This window comes from Pseudoalteromonas arabiensis, assembly GCF_001550155.1.
GTDB classification, from domain to species: Bacteria; Pseudomonadota; Gammaproteobacteria; order Enterobacterales; family Alteromonadaceae; genus Pseudoalteromonas; species Pseudoalteromonas arabiensis.
Genome location: NZ_LRUF01000008.1, coordinates 48,230 through 69,103, shown reverse-complemented (window position 1 = coordinate 69,103; position 20,874 = coordinate 48,230). Strand labels below are relative to the sequence as shown.

Annotated in this window: 19 protein-coding genes and 1 pseudogene; 7 read left to right on the top strand and 13 right to left on the bottom strand. The window is 40.5% G+C overall.

The window, feature by feature from the left end; genetic code table 11:
* Positions 1-18 precede the first annotated feature (18 nt).
* A complete protein-coding gene (locus PAARA_RS03000; RefSeq protein ID WP_062567597.1) occupies positions 19-822 on the bottom strand; it encodes a response regulator transcription factor in 804 nt (267 codons plus the stop codon).
* Positions 823-893: 71 nt separating this feature from the next.
* On the opposite strand from PAARA_RS03000, the pseudogene PAARA_RS20340 reads away from it, so the two are divergent.
* Positions 894-1,095, top strand: a pseudogene (locus PAARA_RS20340) (IS256 family transposase); the annotation flags it as partial.
* A gap of 138 nt (positions 1,096-1,233) precedes the next feature.
* On the opposite strand, the gene PAARA_RS02995 reads toward PAARA_RS20340, so the two are convergent.
* From PAARA_RS02995 to PAARA_RS02965, 7 genes are all read right to left on the bottom strand, one after another.
* Positions 1,234-1,533 (bottom strand): hypothetical protein, encoded by a 300-nt coding sequence (locus PAARA_RS02995; RefSeq protein ID WP_062567596.1) that lies wholly within the window; start codon positions 1,531-1,533, stop codon positions 1,234-1,236.
* A gap of 353 nt (positions 1,534-1,886) precedes the next feature.
* Entirely contained in the window at positions 1,887-3,305 is a 1,419-nt protein-coding gene (locus tag PAARA_RS02990; protein ID WP_062567595.1) for a serine hydrolase domain-containing protein, read from the bottom strand.
* A 208-nt stretch (positions 3,306-3,513) separates the two neighbouring features.
* Complete coding sequence (locus PAARA_RS02985; protein WP_062567594.1) at positions 3,514-3,906, bottom strand: TFIIB-type zinc ribbon-containing protein; 393 nt, start codon at positions 3,904-3,906, stop codon at positions 3,514-3,516.
* A 21-nt stretch (positions 3,907-3,927) separates the two neighbouring features.
* On the bottom strand, positions 3,928-4,554 hold the full coding sequence (locus tag PAARA_RS02980) for a LysE family translocator (RefSeq protein ID WP_062567593.1): 627 nt from the start codon (positions 4,552-4,554) through the stop codon (positions 3,928-3,930).
* A gap of 221 nt (positions 4,555-4,775) precedes the next feature.
* A complete protein-coding gene (locus tag PAARA_RS02975) occupies positions 4,776-6,002 on the bottom strand; it encodes a threonine/serine exporter family protein (protein WP_083515266.1) in 1,227 nt (408 codons plus the stop codon).
* A gap of 149 nt (positions 6,003-6,151) precedes the next feature.
* The gene (locus PAARA_RS02970) at positions 6,152-7,372 is read right to left on the bottom strand and encodes a glycosyltransferase (RefSeq protein ID WP_062567592.1); all 1,221 of its coding nucleotides are present in this window, start codon (positions 7,370-7,372) and stop codon (positions 6,152-6,154) included.
* Positions 7,369-8,376, bottom strand: coding sequence for a LacI family DNA-binding transcriptional regulator (locus PAARA_RS02965; protein ID WP_062567591.1), 1,008 nt, complete (start codon positions 8,374-8,376; stop codon positions 7,369-7,371). Before PAARA_RS02965 ends, PAARA_RS02970 begins: the two co-directional genes overlap by 4 nt.
* A gap of 152 nt (positions 8,377-8,528) precedes the next feature.
* On the opposite strand from PAARA_RS02965, the gene PAARA_RS02960 reads away from it, so the two are divergent.
* The 3 genes from PAARA_RS02960 to PAARA_RS02950 all read left to right on the top strand — a co-directional run bounded on the left by PAARA_RS02960 (position 8,529) and on the right by PAARA_RS02950 (position 12,143).
* Positions 8,529-10,982 (top strand): S9 family peptidase, encoded by a 2,454-nt coding sequence (locus tag PAARA_RS02960; protein WP_062567590.1) that lies wholly within the window; start codon positions 8,529-8,531, stop codon positions 10,980-10,982.
* Positions 10,983-11,256: 274 nt separating this feature from the next.
* On the top strand, positions 11,257-11,718 hold the full coding sequence (locus PAARA_RS02955) for a hypothetical protein (protein ID WP_062567589.1): 462 nt from the start codon (positions 11,257-11,259) through the stop codon (positions 11,716-11,718).
* Positions 11,719-11,846: 128 nt separating this feature from the next.
* Entirely contained in the window at positions 11,847-12,143 is a 297-nt protein-coding gene (locus PAARA_RS02950; protein WP_062567588.1) for a YciI family protein, read from the top strand.
* Here the strand turns inward: PAARA_RS02950 and PAARA_RS02945 are convergent.
* Positions 12,117-13,025, bottom strand: coding sequence for a LysR family transcriptional regulator (locus PAARA_RS02945; protein WP_062568144.1), 909 nt, complete (start codon positions 13,023-13,025; stop codon positions 12,117-12,119). The two genes, PAARA_RS02950 and PAARA_RS02945, sit on opposite strands and share 27 nt — an antisense overlap.
* A 110-nt stretch (positions 13,026-13,135) precedes the next feature.
* Here PAARA_RS02945 and PAARA_RS02940 point away from each other — a divergent pair, with 110 nt between their 5' ends.
* Together PAARA_RS02940 and PAARA_RS02935 are read left to right on the top strand one after the other, a co-directional pair.
* A complete protein-coding gene (locus PAARA_RS02940; RefSeq protein ID WP_062567587.1) occupies positions 13,136-13,894 on the top strand; it encodes an SDR family NAD(P)-dependent oxidoreductase in 759 nt (252 codons plus the stop codon).
* Positions 13,895-13,999: 105 nt separating this feature from the next.
* Positions 14,000-14,617, top strand: a complete 618-nt coding sequence (locus tag PAARA_RS02935) for a LysE family translocator (protein ID WP_062568143.1) — start codon at positions 14,000-14,002, stop codon at positions 14,615-14,617.
* A 16-nt stretch (positions 14,618-14,633) separates the two neighbouring features.
* Here PAARA_RS02935 and PAARA_RS02930 read toward each other — a convergent pair whose 3' ends face one another.
* On the bottom strand, positions 14,634-15,539 hold the full coding sequence (locus tag PAARA_RS02930; protein WP_062567586.1) for a LysR family transcriptional regulator: 906 nt from the start codon (positions 15,537-15,539) through the stop codon (positions 14,634-14,636).
* Positions 15,540-15,658: 119 nt separating this feature from the next.
* Here PAARA_RS02930 and PAARA_RS02925 point away from each other — a divergent pair, with 119 nt between their 5' ends.
* Positions 15,659-17,635, top strand: a complete 1,977-nt coding sequence (locus PAARA_RS02925; protein WP_062567585.1) for a ligand-gated channel protein — start codon at positions 15,659-15,661, stop codon at positions 17,633-17,635.
* 74 nt (positions 17,636-17,709) lie between these two features.
* Here the strand turns inward: PAARA_RS02925 and PAARA_RS02920 are convergent, their stop codons facing one another.
* The 3 genes from PAARA_RS02920 to PAARA_RS02910 all read right to left on the bottom strand — a co-directional run bounded on the left by PAARA_RS02920 (position 17,710) and on the right by PAARA_RS02910 (position 20,571).
* On the bottom strand, positions 17,710-18,564 hold the full coding sequence (locus PAARA_RS02920) for an EamA family transporter (RefSeq protein WP_062567584.1): 855 nt from the start codon (positions 18,562-18,564) through the stop codon (positions 17,710-17,712).
* Between the two features lie 148 nt (positions 18,565-18,712).
* Complete coding sequence (locus tag PAARA_RS02915) at positions 18,713-20,284, bottom strand: PepSY-associated TM helix domain-containing protein (protein ID WP_062567583.1); 1,572 nt, start codon at positions 20,282-20,284, stop codon at positions 18,713-18,715.
* The gene (locus PAARA_RS02910; protein ID WP_062567582.1) at positions 20,281-20,571 is read right to left on the bottom strand and encodes a hypothetical protein; all 291 of its coding nucleotides are present in this window, start codon (positions 20,569-20,571) and stop codon (positions 20,281-20,283) included. The genes PAARA_RS02915 and PAARA_RS02910 overlap by 4 nt, the downstream gene beginning before the upstream one ends.
* Positions 20,572-20,874 lie beyond the last annotated feature (303 nt).

The window sequence follows — 20,874 nt, the reverse complement described above, 5'->3', positions numbered from 1 at the left end:
AAAGGGACAGTTTTAGCTTTATTGCGTAATGAGGTGGTTTAAGAAAAGTTGGAAAAGTTCACTTAATGAAGCCACGTGTAACTTTGCATAGATGCGTTTTCGGTGGTTTTTAACAGTGCCTTCAGATACACCAAGCTGGGTTGCTATTTCTTGGCTATCAAGGCCTTGAATAATTAAGGTTACGATTTGTTTTTCACGTTTTGTAAGTAAGTGCTGACCAAAAGTGAATAGAGCACGCTTAATTAATTCGCGTTTTTTCTCAGTGTGAAGCGCAGGTTGCAATAAAGATTCAGCGAGAAGAAATTCTGCTTGTAGCCAATGTTGCTGACATAGTGACTGAATTAGACAGAAGTGTGACTTTAATGTGTTTATATCTTCACGAGTAAATACATGGTCTTTTTTGGTTTTACCTAAGTAAATAATGACCCAGCGATCAGGCTCTATCTCAATAACGAGGCAAAGCTCATCTTGCCAACCTGTTTGTAAGTAAAAAAGTGAGTAATCGGTTGAGGAGATTTTAGCTTTATTGTTAATGATATCCTTTAAAGAATGAACCCCTTGTTTTTTGTTTCTTAAAATCATCTGATAAAAGGGATCATCACGAAACGATGCCGTTAAGTAGCGCTCAAAAAGTAGCTCACGTGACTCTTTAATTGAGTCATACAAATAAATAGGATGTTTATTACCTCTTAAACCCGTTACAACAGCACAATCAAAATTTACAATATGATTGATAAAAGCCACCAACTTAGGCGTAAACGTGACTGAATTAATTGCCGAAATGGAAGCGGCGAGTAACTGATTAAATGTTTTTTCTATCATGAGATTAAGAGGTAATAATGCGCTTGGTACATCATAACGCAGGGAGGAGTATTTTTAAAAGTGACTGGTGTTATGAGGCTGTGCATCGCCAATTTAGAAAGCTCACTAAAACAAAGGGCGCATTTCCCAATGAAAATAGTTTGATGAAATTATGTATGTGGACATATTGAACGCTTCAAAGGAGTGGACAATGCCAATCCATAGCTGGAATCTTACATTTTTCAATTAGCCATCCACTTCGAAGGTAGGTTAGATGCTGTGCTAGATATTTAGCAATTTAAGCTGATACAGAATTTTGAACCCCCTCAACTTGATATCCACTAAATTTGCAGAAAGTGCTTGGCTATATTTGGCGAAAAATGAATACTTAGCCAAGCATTTGGTATTATATATTGATAATATGAGTAAAGCTTACTTAAATTCGACAAAACCTTTATCGTCGTTAGCTTTATATTTTTTAAGCGAGTCTTTTAATTCTGAATCTTGATCATCACTTAAAGGCCAACCAGCATCAATTAATTTTAAAAAGTCACACAAGGCAACCCAACCAACAACTTTTATAGATTTATCTTTTTCCCATTTCTCGCCATCCCAATCCATATAATCATAAGAACCAAACCCAGTTTCATACCTAACAGCTACAAAATATAATCCTGGCTGAATAGGGGGCTGATTCTCAATCCAGGCTACAGGAAGTTTTGCTTTACTCATTATTTTACCTCTCTGAATTCTTCAGCTTACTAAATTATTACTGCTTAACTTGTTAGGCGTTGTTTCCAAGTTTGCTAGATGATGAAAATGTTTTACAACAAACTTAACTTCCTTGGGCTCAGTGTAATGTTCAGTAATTTTATTAATACATCCTGATTGCAAGCTTGTAGCAGTAAGGATATGACTAAAATTGTTTTTCTATCTCAAATGTAAATGAGCTATCGTCACAAGCGAAGTGTTCGATTTATTTTTACTGTGTAAACAGCTAATCCAGAATAAAAATTAAGATAGCTTCTAATTTTGCAATATCCAAGTCTTCCTTTAGTCGTTTCAGTTAAATGTATCGTTTGGGCTTATAGATTATAACGGTTGATTAACTCGTCAATTTTTCTTCTCACTGGGGCGACCACATCTGATTGGTTTGCTAGTATGACGACAATGAATCCACTATCAAGATAAATATCTAAACGCGCATCAACCCCTAAATAGGCACCGCCGTGTCCTACTTTACGATTGTTAGGCTCGCCACTTACAGAAAAACCATAGCCATACCAAAAAGCAGAGTTATATTGTGTCTTCTCAGAGTAAGCGTCTTCGGTAAAAGCTTTACTGAGTAATTTAAACTCGGTTAGAGCCAGAGAAAAGTTATGTAAATCTTCGAGAGTAGAAAAACCGCCACCTGCGGGGCTGCCTTTAACCGCTCTGGTGTAACGGCTGTCTACCCAGTGGTTGCTATACGATCTTTTTAAATAACCAGATGCTAAGTTGTTTGTTACCGAATCAAGCTCGAAACTTCCTGAATTAGGCATATTTGCTTTATTATAAATATTCTTTTGAACATATTCGTAATAACTTTCACCAGAGACTTTTTCGATAACTAAGCCAAGCATTAACATTCCCGAGTTACTATAGCGGTTTCGTGTACCTGGCTTGAATAGCAGTTCGCTCTTTGATATGAGTGGCTTGTATGCAGCTAGATCTCTGTATATTTCTTTATTACTTTGATTAAATTCGTCGTTAAAAAAGTTTCCTAATCCTGATGTATGTGTCATGAGCTGCCTGATAGTGATCAAATCAGCGTGTTCTTTGGGTAGCCAGCTCTTATCAACATACTGGATTAGCTTATCTTCAAATTTTAATTTCCCTTGCTCGATTAGCTGTAATGCCGCAATTGCAGTGAACATTTTGTTGATTGAGCCTAAGGCAAATCGTGTATCTATTTTATTTTTTTCATTCCATGTTCGATTTGCATAGCCAACAGCGTCTTGATAAATGATGTCACGACCTTTAGCGACTAAGACAGAGCCTGAAAAAGCATCTTTAGCAGCTAGGTTATTTATAAAGCTAGACAGTGCTTTTTTTAGTTCTTGCTTAGAAATCGGCTGTTTAGGTATTTCCTGCGATTCAGGGTCTTGTAATGTGAAATAATTAAATTTATGAGGAGGGTTCTCTTCTTTATTGATAATTAGGTTATATTTTAGCTTATTGTTGCTGGATATAACTTCGACTATTTCATTGTTACCTTCGGGTGGTAAAACCTTTATTAGCTGGAGCTTGCCATAGGTATTTTGGGAGTTTAGAAAGACGCCTACATGCGCATCAATACCAAACCTTTCTATTACATTTTCAGACATATTATTAGAAACATAATCAATGACCTCAAGGCGCGGGCCTTCATTAAATACGTTGATGAATGTGGGAGCTAACGCTTTATTCGCTAATGAGGGGAGAGAGTAAAGTAATGTGGTTATGATTAATAAAAACGTTTTCATTGAAATTCCTTTGCTGATGAAAAGACAGAGTGGAGATAGTGTTAGTTGTTTTATCTTCGTCCACTACTTTTATGCGGCAAGAACTAATTTTGGCGTTCATTAAGTGCAAAAACTGCTAGTTATTACCAATAATATGGAGATGCTAAATTAATGATTTATTGATGCTTTTTAAAAATCTATCTACGCGAACTTACTGCATACTATGCTGCTATTTAAACAGTGCCCCAAGTAAAGAAAAAATACCTTCAGCCATAATTGGCGTATCGGCGGAGTTTGCGTTATCTCTTTTTGTTTGGTAGTTGTTAAGCATCTTTCTAAGTGCTTTATGCTTGAACCAAACGCCTAGACAAGAAGGGCAGTAGCTAAGATTATTCGTTGAACGTAAAGCGCCACAATTCATGGGACATTGGTTGTTGCTCGTTTGGCTTTTAGAGATTGATAATGCACTAAAAAAATCTTTTGGATCAAATTCTTTAGTGAATTTAATGGATTGAACGTAACTTTTGGGTAGCCAGGCTCCTTTGCATGATGCACATCCATAACCCGTATGCGCTTCAGCTTCATCAGCTTTTAATGGTTGACCATCCTCTGGACATTTCATTTTTAACTCCTTACCAATTGTTTATCGCTGTTTCATAAATGCGACAGCGAGCCCTGAAGAAACAAACGTGACCCCAGCCCCAATATTTAGCCCTGAGACTAGCTTGGGTTTATCTTTCAACCATTTAAAGAGTTGCGATGAAAAAACACCCATCAGGCTAAAGCCAATTGCTGTTAATATCGCAAACCAAACTCCATAACCAATCATTTGAATTGTTACTGAACCCAAGTTAGGGTTCACAAACTGGGGTACAAATGCCAGAACAAAGATCCCAGGTTTGGGGTTTAATGCAGCTGAAAGAAAGCCGGTAGAAAAGATAGTTGTTAGAGATTGCTTCTTAGCAGGCTCTAATGAAAAGAGGTTTTTCGTACGTAGCACTTTTACACCTAACCAAATTAGGTAAGCGGCACCAACTAGTTTTACGGCATAAAATGCGACTTCAGAGGTTTGAATTAACAGCGTCAGGCCAAAAGTAGCGGCAATAACATGAAATAAAATACCCGCACCAGAAGACACTCCCGACATAACCGCCGCCATTCGACCTTGACTTAATCCTCGTCCAATCGCGAGTAAATTATCTGGCCCAGGAGAGATAACGAGCAATAAGCAAGCAAGTGTATAAGTTACAAAAACCTCGATTGGGAACATGAAACCTCCTTGTTACATGGCAAATAAAGCAAATAACTATATCTTTAAAGACGATGTGTACTTTATTTATACTTTCATTGAATGCTGCTTTTGTAAACTAGTAATATGGACTAATGTAAAGAAGCACTCGATAGGGGGAAAGAATTTTTAACCTTTATTCGTATTGATATTGATGAGTTGTTTTTGGCAAAAAGCCCTAGGGAACCCAGGGCTCAATAGTGTTACAAGCTCTTTTTCGGTGGCAGTGCAACGTTTGCGAATATAAGGCCTGCCACGAGCGACATGAAGATCAAAAAGGTTTGTTGACCAATGTGATCAGCATATACGAAATCTTGACCCTCAATTAATGAGTTAAGACCAATATAAGTTTTACTGCCCGGAACCAATACAATTAAGCCTTGCATAGCAACAATAGAAGCAGGCGCATTTGCTACACGGTTAAATAAATTACTAAACACACCCACAGCAAGTGCACCCACAAAAGTACCTAATGTGTAATCTAGGTACATTGCCGAGCCGATACTGGTTCCATAAGCAATGAAGCCAGAGGCAATAGACCAAACGGCATGTTTAATTTTAGTTCTAAAAATTACAATTAGGCTGCTACACAGCATAAAAATAGCCAGCCATGCTGTCCACTTGGGTAATGGCTCAGGTTGTATAAAGTCTGTTTGTCCAAAGAGGGCAAAGCCAATTCCAATCCCTATAAAAGCACCAAAATAAAGCTTAAATAACAGCATAAAGGAGTCCATCACCCTTGCTGTACCAGATACTAAGTGTCTTGCTGCAAGTTCAGCGAGCCCAAGGGCAAGGGCAAGCCCAGGTATAAACACAATAATGGCAGAAAGCACCACTAAGCGTATGTTTATTTCGGCATCAAGATAGACACTAATTGCACAGGCTAAAATTGCTGAAACGATTGCGACTAATGGTTCGAGCATATGAGCGACACGTTTAGAACGTGTTGACCAAAGTACAAATAAATAAACAATGAGCGTGAGTAATGCTGACCAAAATACGTCATTCCAGCTGGTGCCCATTAACATTGCAAATGCACCACCAGAGGTTGCAAACGCGACACCTGTGGTAAATTTGTTGTACGGATTAGGCATGGTGTAAATAATGTCGAGCTGTTTATCAACCTCTTGTAACGTTAACTCGCCATTGAGCATTTTGTTTACTAAGTCATCGGTATCAGCCAGCGAGCCTAAATCGTGATCGCCAGGATCTACACGTGCAACATGGGTGTATTCTTCTTCGTGGCCGTCTGTCCAGATCACAAAAGTAACGGATGTGGGCGACATAACAAAGGAAGACTTGAGTCCAAGGTATGTAGCAACTTCCATTAGGTGCGCTTCAAGTCGGTAAGCAGGTGTGCCATATTTATGGAGCATTTTACCCAGCTTAACGATAAATTTTCGTTTTTCAGTAAACGTTGCGTTTTTCAAAGGTGTTTTGAACCAAAGGTTAAATTGTTCAGTTAAGGATAGACCAAATTTCAATAAGATATAGTCATTGCTAAAGACAATATCGGTTAAATTTTCCAGCGCGATTTTAGCGGCAAACGCCGCTATGTCTAGTAATATTTAAGAGGAATTTACTTATTTTTTGCCTCAATCCATTGCGCCATATATTGTGTTGAACGCATAGTATGATGTTTCAGCATTTGCCCCGTGAAATTTGCTTGCCTATGGCTAATAAGAGATTCACTCACTGCCTTTATTTTAGCGATTAATTGAGTTTGAAGCTTTGATTTATCATAATATTTTTGCAGTAACTGCTGACCATGTTGTTGGGCTTGAGTAAATTGCGCTTCGTTTTTGTACAGTGCAACCGCTGCGTCGGCAAACTGTTCGGTACTTTCGCATAGGGCACCCGGCCAAGGTTCCTCTTTGTGCATGCCTTCACTGCCAATTGGGGTGGTGACACTCGGTGTTTGCATAATCATCGCTTCAAGTAATTTACCCTTGATCCCAGCCCCAAAACGCAGTGGTGATAAGCACACCCTAGCTTCTTCCATTACTTTAAAGGCATCTTCAGCCCAGCCTTTAATTAAAAAGCCTGTTTTTGGATTATTAAGTGCCGTGGCTTTGGGTGGTGGATAAGAGCCGTAAATATGTAATTCGGCATCAGGCAATTGTTTTCGAATAAGCGGCCAAATTTGTTGTAAGTACAAAACAGCATCCCAATTTGGCGCATGACGAAAATTACCTATTGTCATAAAATGTTTGCGCTCACTGAATGACTTAGTGGCCTGGGGCAATGCTGTTAAGTCAACTAAAAAGGGGAGGTGGTGAAGCAAAGCTGCATCAACGTTGAATACGTCATTCAGTAACTGGATTTCAAAGTGTGAAATGATCAAACTAATGTCAGAGCGCAAAATGGCGGCAATCTCACGTTTTGCAATATCGCTGTGTAAATCTGCCGTGGTAAACTCGCGTCCTGCTTTATGTGCTTCGTGGCGGGCGTTTCTTAAACATTGAAGGTCTTCAGTGTCGAGAATTTTCAGGGCGTTAGGGCAGTATTTATCAACACGCCAGCCAAATTGTTCTTCCATCATAAAACGGTCAAACATCACAATATCGGGATTGTAAGATTGCACATAGTCATCAAAACTTGAGCAATTTAGTGCAATAACCTGTGTGCTAATGCCATCATCACTGAGGTCGACCATGTGTTCTGTTTTTTGTGCAGGGCTTGCAAATTCAACCTGCCAACCTTCACTGCGAAAAGCCCGCAATAATGACATCATATGCGTGCCGGCTGCAGAGGAGTTTGGCTCAGGCCACACATAGCCGATCACTAACACTTTTTTCATTTACTTGAGTCTCTTATTTGTAGGTTGACGTCCACCAAGGTTCGAACAGGGGGAGTCGACTGATTGAGCAATTCGTTGAGTACTTGGCAGGTTCTTTTGCCTATTTCATCGGCATTGATAGCAATGGTTGATAAAGAGGGGAGCATCAAGCGTGAGTCTTCAAGATCGTCAAAGCCAACGACCTTGATGTCTTTCCCAGGCTCAAGGCCATGTTGGCGTATTGCCTCAATAACGCCGTATGCGATCACGTCATTAAAACAAATAATTGCTTGCGTACTGGGTGCCTGCGTAATCAATTTATCGAATGCTTCGCGTCCACCTTGGCGATTGGTGGGGGCTTCAATGACGCATTTTTCATCATGAATGTTAAATTGTTTTAAAGCCGATAAAAAGCCGCTTAATCGTTCATGGTAATCAGATATTTCACTAGTACCACCTATAAAAGCAATGTCTTCAATACCCTGTGACAGAATATGGGAGGTGGCTACATGCGTGCCTTTTTTATTATCCGGCAGAATACAAGGGGCTGCCGAAAATGGGATTTCACGCATAATATTAATAACAGGAAACCCGCTTTCTATTAGCTCATCTTGCCAGCTTTGCTCAGTGCCCGGAGCCGGACACATTATAAAGGCAGCGACATTGTATTCTTTTAATGTTTTTACAACCTGTTTTTGCCTTTCAACATCCTCAGCAATGTTAACCAACATAGGCAACATACCTAAAGCTAAAATATGCTTTTCAAGGCCCACTGCCAGTTGCGCAGAATAGGGGTTCGTTAAGTCATTAATGACAAGGGCAACCAAGTTTGAGCGTTTACTTCTTAGTGCCGCTGCATCACGATTGTATACATACCCCAGCTTTTCAATTGCGCTAAGTACTTTATCCTTACTTTTTTTACTGACCTTATCACTGTTTGTTAGGACTAAAGACACGGTAGATTTGGATACTTGAGCTTCTTTAGCAACATCCCAAATCGTGACTTTGCCTGTTTTTTTAATCATTATATTTAGCGAGAAGTAGTGAAAAGAGTACGCTTATTTTAGCGTAATTTTCAGGTTTAAGTCACTGATTGGCAGCTAAAAGAGTCGAAACTCTTTATGAATTGCCCTAAACTGTCTAGATTATCGAGAATAAAAACGAAAAAGGAACCGATATGAAAGCATTTAAATTGCTTTTTGCGCTAGTTATTGGCGTATCCGTGAGTACTTCAAGTTTTGCCAACGAAGGATACCAAACCCCGTCACCAGCTCTTGCGGCTGTTGTTGATGCCAAGTTAGCGCCCAGTAGCTACCTATCAAATGATGGTCAGTGGTTGGCGTTATTCGATAGTAAACGCATTGAAACATTACAAGACCTGTCAAAAGAGGAGCTTAAGTTAGCGGGTATAAAACTTAACCCTGCTAATTTCTCACGTTCTCGAGAGCGAACAAAATTTACAAACATTGTTCTAAAGCATGTTGAAACAGGCACCGAAATAGAGGTAACAGGATTACCTCAAGGCATTATTCGCGCGCCAAGTTGGTCTAGCGATAGTCAGTATTTAGCGTTCGTTGTAGAACAAGCGTCCGCTGCAAACTTATGGGTTTATAATGTCAGTACTAAACAAGCAAGGCAGTTAAGTGACACTGCTTTAAACTCAGTGCTTACTCGTTCGCCCTACAGTTGGCTACCTGATAGCAGCGCTTTGGTTGCTAATGCAGCCGTTAATTTAGGCAAAGCACGCCTTTCGAATGACACTACGGGGGTTGTACCTGTTATCCAACAAAGTAGCGGTGAAAAAGCCCCTGCGCGTACGTATCAAAATTTACTTAGTAGCCCATTTGATGAGGCGCAATTTAAGTTTTATGGACAAAGCCAACTTACCTATATTCCGCTTAGCGGCCAGGCACAGCCGATTGGCCAGCCAGGCTTAATTAAATCATTTTCAGTCTCACCTGATTCAACCAATATTTTAGTAGGCATGATTGATGAGCCATTCTCATATCAAGTTCCTTACAGCCGGTTTGCAGCCACATGGCAAATATGGGGCATGCGAGGGTATACCTTAGCTGAGCTTGCTAAACAGCCGCTAGCAGACAACATCCCACAAGGTTATGACAGTGTTCGTACAGGTCCTCGTGAGTTTCAGTGGCGTGCAGATCAAGGTGCAGAAGTTATTTGGGCACAGGCGCAAGATGGTGGCGATATGAAAACAGACGTGCCTCATCATGACTATCTTTATAGCTTGCGTGCACCGTTTAAACGTGACCCAAAATTATTTGCTAAAGTCGAACGTCGCTTTGATTCAATAGAGTGGGGCAATAATAATGTTGCACTGTTATCTGAATGGCGCTTTAGTGATAGGCAGTTACGCACATACGTTATTCAGCCGCGCAATGCTGATCGAAATCGCGTGTTATTTTCAGAGCGCAGCTATAACGATGCTTATAAGGATCCAGGTAAACCCATTTATGAGCGAAACGATCTCGGTGTAAGTGTTATCAAAGTCGTTGGCGGGCGTTATATTTTCTTACGTGGTAATGGGGCATCAGAACAGGGTAATATCCCATTTTTAGATCGCTATGATGTAAAAACGAACTCAAAAACGCGTATTTGGCAATCGGCTGCACCTTATTATGAACGTATTCGTGCGATGCTGGATGATGAAGGTGAGCGACTCATTACCATTAGAGAATCTAAAACCGAGCAACCTAACTTTTTTATCCGTGATTTAGGCGACGATACGCTGACACAACTAACGACGTTTGAGCATCCTTACCCTGAGTTTAAAGGGGTAACAAAAGAGCTTATTCGTTATCAGCGTGATGATGGTGTTGAGCTAAGCGGTACTTTATACCTGCCACCAGGCTATGATAAAACCCAAGGCACATTACCTGTATTAATGTGGGCTTATCCGCTTGAATATAAAGATAAAGCGGTTGCTTCACAGGTACGCGAGTCTCCTTATCAATTTACCTATATTGGTTATTGGGGGCCAATGCCTTACCTTGCAAAAGGGATTGCGGTATTTGACGACCCGAAAATGCCAATTGTGGGTGTTGATGGCAAAGAGCCTAATGATTTATTTCGTAAACAGCTGGTGGCAAGTGCTAAAGCTGCGGTTGATGTGTTAGTTGAAAGGGGCATCGCAGATAAAGATAACATTGCCATTGCTGGTCACTCTTATGGTGCTTTCATGGTGGCAAACTTATTAGCACATAGTGATTTATTCAAAACAGGTATTGCACGCAGTGGTGCTTATAACCGCACCTTAACGCCATTTGGTTTCCAAGGTGAGGAGCGTGATTTTTGGCAAGCCCAAGATGTGTATGCGGCTATGTCACCGTTTTTCCATGCTGAGAAAATCAATGAGCCTATGCTAATGATCCACGGTCAAGAAGATCCAAACTCAGGTACATTCCCAATGCAAAGCGAGCGTATGTACGCCGCATTAAAAGGCCTTGGTAAAGAAGCCCGTTTAGTGATGTTGCCTTATGAGGCTCATGGCTATCGCGCTCGTAAGAGCCTATTGCATGTGCTGTGGGAGCAAGAGCAATGGCTTGATAAATACTTACTAAGTGAAGAAGAACCAGCAGAGCCAGTTGCCGCTGAAAGTGTCACTCAGTAATTAGTTAAATGGTTATATTAGAAATCCCCGCCCTCGAAGCGGGGATTTTTGTATTTATGGCTGTAAAGTTCTTTCATAATAAAGAAGTCGATTTAATGAGTTGTTTTCGTTACTACATTAGCAAAATATCAATTTGCTATTTATTTTCTGTAGATAGGGAAAGGATTTTCTGTTATTTATTATTAGTTGTTAAAGATATTAGGATTAAATTGAGCTGATACATGGAAAAAGCCATTGGCTCGATATTAAATTTATTTTAAAAAATGGAGTTTTAATGAAAAATTTTTTATTGCTTACCTTATTATTAACCTCTTCTTTTTCTTTAGCTTCTAAAGAGTTAGATTTGGAAAAATTCGCACAAACATATTTCAAACTTATGACAGCTACTCAGTCTCCTAATGCATCTAGTGTTGAGTTAGAAAAATACCTGTCTTTACTAACAGACGATATTGGGCATTCCCATTTACCTTATGTTGTTGATGATTCTAGATTACCTGATGGCAAAGAGTCGATGAGAAAGGGAATGACTTTTTATTTGGGAGCACATACCGAATATGAAGCGACGTTATTAAACGTCTTTGTTTTTAACAAATCAGCCATTGCGATTCGATACAAAAATTATGCAAAAGGTGTTCACCCACAAAGTAAACAGCCGATTGAATATTCTCAGACAATGATGGAAGTGCTTGAACTAGAAGATGATAAAGTCGCAGTAATTCGTAAGTATCATGAGTAATGTTTATATACAAAATATATTATGTTTTTCCAAACTAGCATCATATGAAAGTTAGTATGTTTATGTGCTTTAAATCGTTCTGGCATGTTGAAAGTGAATTCAAATAATACGTAAAAAGGAATAAAAAAATGTTTATAATTCAACTAAGGTTCTCAGATAATAAATCTCAAGCTAAAGATTTTATGGAAGGCCATAAAAAATGGCTTCAGTTAGGGTTCGATAAAGGTATCTTTGTATTATCTGGAAGTTTACAGCCTAACGCAGGCGGCGGCATTATTGCAGTCGGTGTTTCCAAGCAGGAGATCGAAGAAATTGTCGCTGAAGATCCTTTTGTAATCGAAAATGTAGTTAAACCTAAACTCATTGAGTTAGCGCCATCTAAAGCTGATGAACGCTTATCATTTTTGCTCGATAACAGGTTGTAATTGCTCGCTTAACCAATCAATAAACACCCGAGTACGCCTTGGTAAATGACGTCGATTCGGGTAGACGATATTAATTGGCATGGGCGGCAAGTTATAGTCAGGTAAAACTTGCACAAGCTCACCTCGGCTAAGCTCATCGATAACTCCATGATGTGGCACTTGAATAAGGCCAAGCCCTGCTAAACACGCTGCTTTATAGGCATCCGTATTGTTAACTGTAAGCTGCGATTTCATGGCTAGAATTTGCCAATCGCCTTGTGTATCTTGGTATTCAAAACCTGGGTCAAGTTGACCGAGTGTTTGGCTATAGCGAACAATGTAGTGCTCGGCTAAATCAGCCAGTTTAGTGATGTTGCCATACTGTTTAATATAACCTGAGCTTACACAGTTGATCATCGGGCAGTGGCCAATTCTTTTAGCGATCAGCGATGAGTCTTCTAAATTACCGACTCGCACTACACAATCAAACCCTTCTTCAATTAAGTTCACACGCCTGTCTGAACTACTCAGTTCAATCTCTAATTGTGGGTGTGCAGATAAAAAATGCTCTAGATTCGGCAGTACTAAACGCCGACTAATTGGTTGTGGCATATCTACTCTAAGACGCCCTGATAACGCTTCGTCATTTTTATGAAATAGAGTTTGTAATTCGTCAATATCAGCAAGCATATCTTTACAGCGCTGATAAAAAACAGTGCCTTCGTTGGTGAGTGTAACTCGCCTTGTTGTGCGGTTTAGGAGCCGAGCACCTAGGGTATCTTCGAGTTGTTTAACTAACTGTGAGACAGACGATTTAGGCATGCTCAGTGCAAGTGCTGCAGCCGAAAAGTTTTTTAGCTCAGCTACCTGAACAAAGGTTTTCATGGCATTAAGTTCATTCATGATTGTTTGTTTTTTACGAACTGTTAATTTAATTTTACATGGTTTATCTAGTTTTGCAGTGTAAATATACTGGTTGCTCAAAATTACTTCAAAGCAAAAAGGTAACAACGATGAGCAACAAAATTGCAGTGATCACTGGTGGTAATCGCGGTTTAGGTAAAAATACGGTATTAAGTTTGGCACGTAAGAATATTGATTGCGTGTTTACTTATCGAAGCCATAAAGATGAAGCGCAACAAGTCGTAGAGGAAGTCGCTGCGCTGGGGGCAAAAGCAGTGGCTATGCAACTTGATGTTAGCGATATTTTAGGTTTTGCTGAATTTAAACAATCACTTGAAAGCATTTTAAAAACACAATGGCAAACATCTCGGTTTGATTATTTAATCAATAATGCAGGTCATGGTAGTGACAGTGCATTTGCTGATACCAGTGAAGCCATGTTTGATAATTTGATGAATGTACATGTAAAAGGAGTGTTTTTCTTAACGCAAATACTGCATGAGATGATAAGCGGTGGCGGGCGCATTATTAACTTATCTTCAGGGCTGACACGGTTTGCTTTACAAGGTAAGGCAGCTTACGCCACCATGAAAGGGGCTGTTGAGGTCATGACCAAATACATGGCAAAAGAACTCGCAGGGCGTAATATTGCAGTGAATGTCGTTGCACCTGGCGCAATTGCGACTGACTTTGGGGGTGGTGTTGTGCGTGATAATGAAGATGTTGCGCAATTAGTGAGTTCATTTACCGCTATGGGGCGAGTTGGTCAAGCGGATGATATCGGTCCTATGATTGCGCAGTTACTCGGCGATGAAAATCGTTGGGTCACCGGACAGCGTATTGAAGCATCGGGTGGCATGTTTTTATAATCCTCAAACTAGTGTGATGTCAGTGATCGCGTGTTTGTTTGCTTATTGAAATGAATGTGATTTAATCGCTTTCTCTTTTTAAGCAACGAACATGTGATTGCATTTATGCTCGATTTGGCAGTACTCGCGGTTTTTATTCCGACCTTTTTCTTTGTTTCTATTACGCCGGGAATGTGTATGACACTTGCCATGACACTCGGTATGAGTGTAGGCGTTAGACGTACTCTTTGGATGATGGCAGGCGAAGTGCTTGGTGTTGCAGTGGTTGCTATTGCTGCAGTGATTGGGGTTGCCAGTATAATGCTTAACTACCCTGAGTTATTTGCTGTTTTAAAATACTTAGGAGGGGCCTACCTTATTTACCTTGGCATCAATATGTGGCGCGCAAAAACAAGCTTTAAACTTGGCAACGAGGCTGAGCAGAAAATAGCGCGTAGCCAATTATTCTCGCAAGGATTTATTACTGCGATAGCGAACCCTAAGGGGTGGGCATTTATGATCTCACTCTTACCTCCTTTCATTAATGTTGATGCCGCCGTTGCGCCTCAGTTAGCTATTTTGCTGAGTATTATTATGCTTAGTGAATTTATTTGCATGCTTATTTATGCCACGGGTGGTAAGAGCTTGCGGGTGTTTTTAGATAAAGGCGATAACGTTAAGTGGTTGAACCGTATTGCCGGTGCTTTGATGATGGCTGTTGGTGTATGGTTAGCTTTGGGCTAACCATACACTTTTCTAATTAAATGAGTTCTTTATCGTTGGTTACGAGATTAAAGCATTGTTTTAGTGTCTCGATTGCTGTTTTTGTTTTCGCTGCAAGGCTATCTCTAGCGGGTGTAACGGCGTACACCGTGTAGTCAGGTAAAGACCACTCAGGAGCAATTTCTATAAGCTCTTTGCTTTTTAATAAACTTCTCACTTCAGGCTCAGGCAGTACACCATAACCCACGCCATCACATACTAGCTTTGTAAGGCCTTGCATATTATTGACGATAATTTTTGCCTTAGGTAATGGTTTACTGTCAAGGGTAAGTGCATTGAATGCATTGCTGTCTGCGCTGATATGGGCAACTCTGGCATGGCATTCAAGATCATTCCATGTTGCGTGCTGAAGTTTGCTGAGCGGGTGATCTTTATGGGCGCATAATTTAAGTGGCCATGTTGCGAGTTTACGAGCCACTAAATTAGAGTCGGTTAAAGGGCCGATTGCAATGGCCAAATCAGCACCAGATTTGATCATATCGACAGGTTCATCTGTTAAAACAAGCTGAATGCTTAAATCATCAAACTGATGGATTAGCTGTTTTAATGGCTCGCTCAATAAACCACTACCAAAACCAACCGGCGCAACCAGTTTTAGCTCCCCACTTGGATTTCTTTGCAAATTTTGCAATTGACTACTGGCATGTTCTGCCAGCGTGAGCATTTTCAAACAGCTTTGATAATACACATGCCCAGCTTCTGTTAGGGTCAATTCTCTTGGGCTTCGATTAAATAAACTTAACCCAACCTCTTGTTCTAAATGTTTGATGTGTTGGCTTACCGCAGAGGTGGTCATTGCCAGCTCTGTTGCGGCACTGCTCATATTGCCTGTTTCAACTGTTCGAGAAAATACTCGTAATGTTTTAACTAGTTTTGAGTTCATTGTTCAGGCCTTCTTAATTCAGTTTTAAGAAATCGTAAATTGTAGAAATAGGGACTTCTCATTAATATCGCAAACGCTAATTATTATCATTTATAAAACAAATGTCACGGAGTATTATTATGTCGAGGGTCGTTTCTACGCTTTTACCACTTAGCGCAGCAGTGTTAGCTGGATTGTCTAGCTACGCAAATGCAGATGATAAAAAACAAGATATGGAAGTCATCGTGGTATCAGCATCTGGCTATGAGCAAATGCTTAAAGAAGCGCCTGCGAGTATTAGTGTGATTGATCGTGAACAACTAGAAAAACGCTTTTATCGTGACTTAACAGATGCCATGACTGACGTGCCCGGTGTTGTTGTAACAGGCGGCGGGGACCGAAAGGACATTAGCCTGCGTGGTATGGCAAACCAATACACCTTAATTTTAATTGATGGTCAGCGTCAAACATCACGTGAAACACGTCCAAACAGTGATGGTCCAGGCGTTGAAGGGGCGTGGACTCCACCTATTTCGGCAATTGAACGCATCGAAGTTATTCGCGGCCCTATGTCATCTTTATATGGCTCAGATGCAATTGGTGGGGTTATCAATATTATTACCCGCAAAACACCAGAAAAATGGTATGGCGAACTGCGTTTAGACAGCACCATTCAAGAGTCAAGTGAGTCGGGTAATATCAATCAAGGCAGCTTCTTTACTGCGGGTGGCTTAATTCCTGAGTTATTAGGGATGCAGTTATCAGGTCAATTTTCAAAGCGTGACGAAGACGATTTCGAAGCCGGTTTTCGTGGTAAAGAGCAAAGTAACTTAAAAGCGAAGTTCATTTTAACCCCATCAGATAGTCACGAAGTGATGCTTGAGATAGGCGGCGCACGACAAAAGCTTGATGAAACATTGGGTAAAACGGTTGCGCCGTTGGCTGAGGGCGAAAGTTGTGGGCGCAATGGTTGCCCTGAATCATCAACAACTGAATATGAGCAAGAGACCTATTCATTGAGTCATAATGGCTTTTATGATTTTGGCTCATCACGCAGTTACCTAAAGTACGATAAATTCGATAATACGTCTCGCGAAATGTACGTTGAAAATACGGATGCACAAACAAGCTGGACTTTACCTTTTACCAATCATAACGCCGCATTGGGTGCTTCTTACTTGAAAGAAGAGCTGGACGATTACACCAGTAACCGCATTAGTGATTTAACCCATGTGGAGAATGAGCAATGGTCGGTGTTTGCTGAAGATGAATGGAGTGCGACCACGCGTTTCAAGCTAACAACAGGGCTTCGTTACGATCATGATGGTAACTTTGCAGGCCACTTTAGCCCTCGATTATATGGTGTATACACTGCATCAAAAGCGATAACACTTAAAGGGGGTATTTCAACAGGCTTTAGAGCGCCGAATATTCGTCAATCTACCGCAGCTTGGGGGCAAGTGAGCCGTGGCGGTAACATTTACGGTAACCCTGATTTGAACCCTGAAAAGTCAGTAAACTATGAAATGGGTATTTATTATGATGCAAATCGTGATTTAACTCTTTCGAGCACCATCTTCTACAACGAATTTGATGACAAAATTACCCGTATTTCATGCCCATTAACACAGTGTACCGATGGACCAAACCAGTTTGGTTCGATGCCAACAACCTATGTCAATGTGGATGAAGCCGTTACGCAAGGTTTTGAGTTATCTGTATCTTACGATATTACCAGTGAGCTTGATGTAAGTGCAAATTACACTTACACAGATTCAGAGCAAAAAACCGGTGAATATAAAGGCAGTCCACTTAACCAATTACCTAAGCATATTGTCCAAACCTCAGTAAATTGGCGTCCGGTTGATAAGCTAGGCACGTGGTTACGCGTTCATTACCGTGGTGAAGAAAGCCAGCCAACAACAGGGCCATCACAAAGCAGCCTAATAGCACCAGATTACACCTTGGCTGATATTGGCGGTAACTATGATTTAAGCCGCAGCATTAAGTTAGGTTTTGGTGTTTATAATCTGTTTGATAAAGAAATCACTGAAGATGAATACGGCTATGTTGAAGATGGTCGCCGTTATTGGGTATCACTTGGGTTTAGTTTTTAAAAACTAAAAGTCTATGAGTGTGGCTTTTGCTACACTCATAGAATGTACTTTACATGTTTTTTGAGACTTAAAATTTACTCTTTAGAGGACATTGAACTGCCCACTGATGCTGTTATTACAAGTAAAATAGCAAGCCATTGCCATATACTTAAAAATTCACTTAAGATTATAAATCCGGCGAGTGCCGCTATGGCAGGTTCTAAACTCATCATAATACTAAAGCCTTGGGCTGGCATATTTCTTAGTGCTACCATCTCAAGGGTATAGGGCAGTGCGCTCGACATAACGGCAACTAAAATACCTAATGGCAGAACTTCCCAGCTTAATAAGGCCATACCTTGTGACGCTGCACCATAGGGGACTAACACAATAGCAGCAACACTCATACCCATTGCTACAGTCATACCGCCAGAGCCTTGATTACCGGTCTTTTTGCCAAACAAAATATAAAACGCCCAACAAGCACCGGCAGCTAATGCCAATATAACACCTACAGGATCTAAACTGTCTTCGCCTTTCATATCGGGTAGTAACAAAATAATGCCAGCAATCGCACAGGCAACCCAGAAAAGGTCGCGTTTTTTGCGTGATGAGAGTAGGGCAACTGCTAGTGGACCGGTAAACTCCAGCGCGACACCAATACCCAAAGGAATACGCTCTATGGCGTAATAAAAAAGAATATTCATACCGCCTAAGCTCAGCCCGTAAACAATGACAGGCATTCTTTGGCCAACAGGAGGAAAGGCACGCCAAGGTTTAAAAATTAAACATAAAATGGCGGCAGAAAAACCAAGGCGTAAAGCGGTTGTGCCCTCAGGGCCAATCAAAGGGAATAATTGCTTAGCAACAGAAGCGCCTGATTGAATCGTAACCATGGCTAGAAGAACGCAAATAACAGCAATTAAAAACGGTGGTATAGTGCGCGGCATCACTGTCCTTATGAGAGTTTTAAGCTTGAATTTGCCGCGATTCTACTGATGTTTTTAGTTTTAAGAAATGTTTTTCGTTAAATGAATTTAGTTATTAGTAGTGTGAATAGGGTAGTAAACTCCTTTACTACCCTAGCAAAGTGCTAGCTTAAGCTTGACTAAGTTTATTGAAGCTAGGCATGATCCTGTCAGGCTCTGCTTTGCGCTGGTTTCGCTTAGCAAGTGCAAAGAAAATAACGCTGAATATCATGGCGACAGCATCCACTAAATAACTTGAATACAGAGCAAAGCCATTATGGGTTGTCAGCAATATTACAAAACTAGAAATAACCATGATTGCGCATAAGGCTGCAAGTAAATATAAGCCCAAAGCACTTGCTCTACTTGTACCTTTTACAAAGGTGAATCCAACAAATACAAAAAATACTGCGTAATAACATATTAATGTGCCGTAATTAGTATTCGCAACAATGCTGGGTAGCCATTTGGCGGTGATCAAGGTACTTACCACAGCAAGCATCGAGCCTAAACACACACCAATTGTAAGCTTTGCCATGAATAAAGTACTGCGTTTAGTCGGGTCTTTTTTAAAACGTTTATCAATCCATAGTAAATTACCAGAATAGAATAAAAATGCGCCCAGTAGGCCCATAATAAAGTAGCCCCAGCGCCCCCATTCACCACCGTAGGTGCCAAAGTGTAAAGAAAATATACTGGCGACCATATTGCCCCAAATACTTTCATCACCTTGCGGGTAGCTTGAGTTTACCACTTCCAAAGTATACGGATTCATAAACAAGTAATCAGTTACTGGGCCGCGCACGACGGCTTGTTTATTACTCATCATAAATACAGCGGATGGAGTGGCTGAATTTAGGTTACTGTAGCGGACATGAATCGGTGTATAGCCTGGTGCATAGTTTTTAGCAGCTAAAATTTGCTCATTTATACGTGGTAAATCTTTAATATGATAGCTTTGTGCTGCTGGGGGAGTGCGTTCAAATAAAGGTTTATCGCCATAAAATTGAGCAAGACCACCATAAATAAAGTCGTGAAAAGCAAACACTACAACAGTAAATGCAATCACTAAATGAAAAGGTAAGCTGGCAATGCCGATTAGATTATGACTATCGAGCCAAAAGCGGCTAGGGCCTTTTTCTTTACGAAGGGCAAAAAATGTTTTCACTAAGGTAGGCAGTAAAATAATTACACCAGAGACAAGCGCCAAAAAGTACAAGACAGAAGCGATACCTAACACATAAACTCCTGACTGATCATGACCAATTTCGCCTGCAATGCCTGCAGTGCGATGTAAATAGTCCACTAAATCAGCGAGTTTGTTTTCTGTTTGTTGTTCTATTGTGAGTTGTCCCTTTGCGCTTAAATAAGCTGTTTGTAACTCATTATCTAGGTGCATACCCCGTGGGCCACCTTTTACATACCAAGAAAGAGGCGCATCCTCAGTATGTAAATCGAGGCTAAATCCTTTTGCCAGCTGCACTGGCTTTTCAGCTATTGCAGCATCAACTAAAGGTTGGTAATCATAGTTCTCAACCGTAACTTTAGAAGCTTGCAGAGGTGCTGCCCATTGTTGGATTTCATGCTTGAACATGGTTAAGCTGCCTGCATAAAAGCCAATAAATAGCACTAAACCGGCGATGATCCCTGTCCAAGTATGTACGCCTTGATAGGTACGTAAAATATCAGACCTTACTTTCATAGCCCACCTCTAAGCATAAAAAAGCCTGTGTAAAGCAGTACAGTTAACCCACCTAAAAGTAGCCATGCCTGTTTTGCAGAATTAAATAAGTAAGTGAAACTAAAAATAGATAACCACAAGGGGGGAATCATCCACATGTTGAACTGTACTTTATCGCGTGCATCAATTCCGCCTGGACCATACCACGCAAAAAAAGCGATAAGTATAAAAGCAAGCGCTAATCCTAGTAGTGCGCCTGCGAAGGTCTTACCTAACCATGTTGGCTGATATTTTTGAGGGCGAGTCATGAATTATCCTTTTTATAGAACAAGCTTAGAAGTGGGATCAGCATTAACATCATCATTAGTGTAAAAATGACTAGAAACACAGTTGCGGTGTTTGAAAACTGTTGAGAGGTTAAAATAATAGCGGTGATTACTAAGCTCACAGCGACCCCTCGAACACGTTTATTCAAAGGTTTTACTAACAAGCGTTGCTGCTTTCGAGTGCAATAAAATATCCCCACCGCGAGCGAAAGCAGTAAGGTTGATAAAGTAAAAAACATAGGTAGTTAGTTGTAGTTATTTTTGTTAATTCTAAATGATAATTAA

Coding starts and splice junctions, on each gene's coding strand:
- PAARA_RS03000 (WP_062567597.1), bottom strand. CDS start 822: ATGATAGAAAAAACATTTAATCAGTTACTCGCCGCTTCCATTTCGGCA.
- PAARA_RS02995 (WP_062567596.1), bottom strand. CDS start 1,533: ATGAGTAAAGCAAAACTTCCTGTAGCCTGGATTGAGAATCAGCCCCCT.
- PAARA_RS02990 (WP_062567595.1), bottom strand. CDS start 3,305: ATGAAAACGTTTTTATTAATCATAACCACATTACTTTACTCTCTCCCC.
- PAARA_RS02985 (WP_062567594.1), bottom strand. CDS start 3,906: ATGAAATGTCCAGAGGATGGTCAACCATTAAAAGCTGATGAAGCTGAA.
- PAARA_RS02980 (WP_062567593.1), bottom strand. CDS start 4,554: ATGTTCCCAATCGAGGTTTTTGTAACTTATACACTTGCTTGCTTATTG.
- PAARA_RS02970 (WP_062567592.1), bottom strand. CDS start 7,372: ATGAAAAAAGTGTTAGTGATCGGCTATGTGTGGCCTGAGCCAAACTCC.
- PAARA_RS02965 (WP_062567591.1), bottom strand. CDS start 8,376: ATGATTAAAAAAACAGGCAAAGTCACGATTTGGGATGTTGCTAAAGAA.
- PAARA_RS02960 (WP_062567590.1), top strand. CDS start 8,529: ATGAAAGCATTTAAATTGCTTTTTGCGCTAGTTATTGGCGTATCCGTG.
- PAARA_RS02955 (WP_062567589.1), top strand. CDS start 11,257: ATGAAAAATTTTTTATTGCTTACCTTATTATTAACCTCTTCTTTTTCT.
- PAARA_RS02950 (WP_062567588.1), top strand. CDS start 11,847: ATGTTTATAATTCAACTAAGGTTCTCAGATAATAAATCTCAAGCTAAA.
- PAARA_RS02945 (WP_062568144.1), bottom strand. CDS start 13,025: ATGAATGAACTTAATGCCATGAAAACCTTTGTTCAGGTAGCTGAGCTA.
- PAARA_RS02940 (WP_062567587.1), top strand. CDS start 13,136: ATGAGCAACAAAATTGCAGTGATCACTGGTGGTAATCGCGGTTTAGGT.
- PAARA_RS02935 (WP_062568143.1), top strand. CDS start 14,000: ATGCTCGATTTGGCAGTACTCGCGGTTTTTATTCCGACCTTTTTCTTT.
- PAARA_RS02930 (WP_062567586.1), bottom strand. CDS start 15,539: ATGAACTCAAAACTAGTTAAAACATTACGAGTATTTTCTCGAACAGTT.
- PAARA_RS02925 (WP_062567585.1), top strand. CDS start 15,659: ATGTCGAGGGTCGTTTCTACGCTTTTACCACTTAGCGCAGCAGTGTTA.
- PAARA_RS02920 (WP_062567584.1), bottom strand. CDS start 18,564: ATGCCGCGCACTATACCACCGTTTTTAATTGCTGTTATTTGCGTTCTT.
- PAARA_RS02915 (WP_062567583.1), bottom strand. CDS start 20,284: ATGAAAGTAAGGTCTGATATTTTACGTACCTATCAAGGCGTACATACT.
- PAARA_RS02910 (WP_062567582.1), bottom strand. CDS start 20,571: ATGACTCGCCCTCAAAAATATCAGCCAACATGGTTAGGTAAGACCTTC.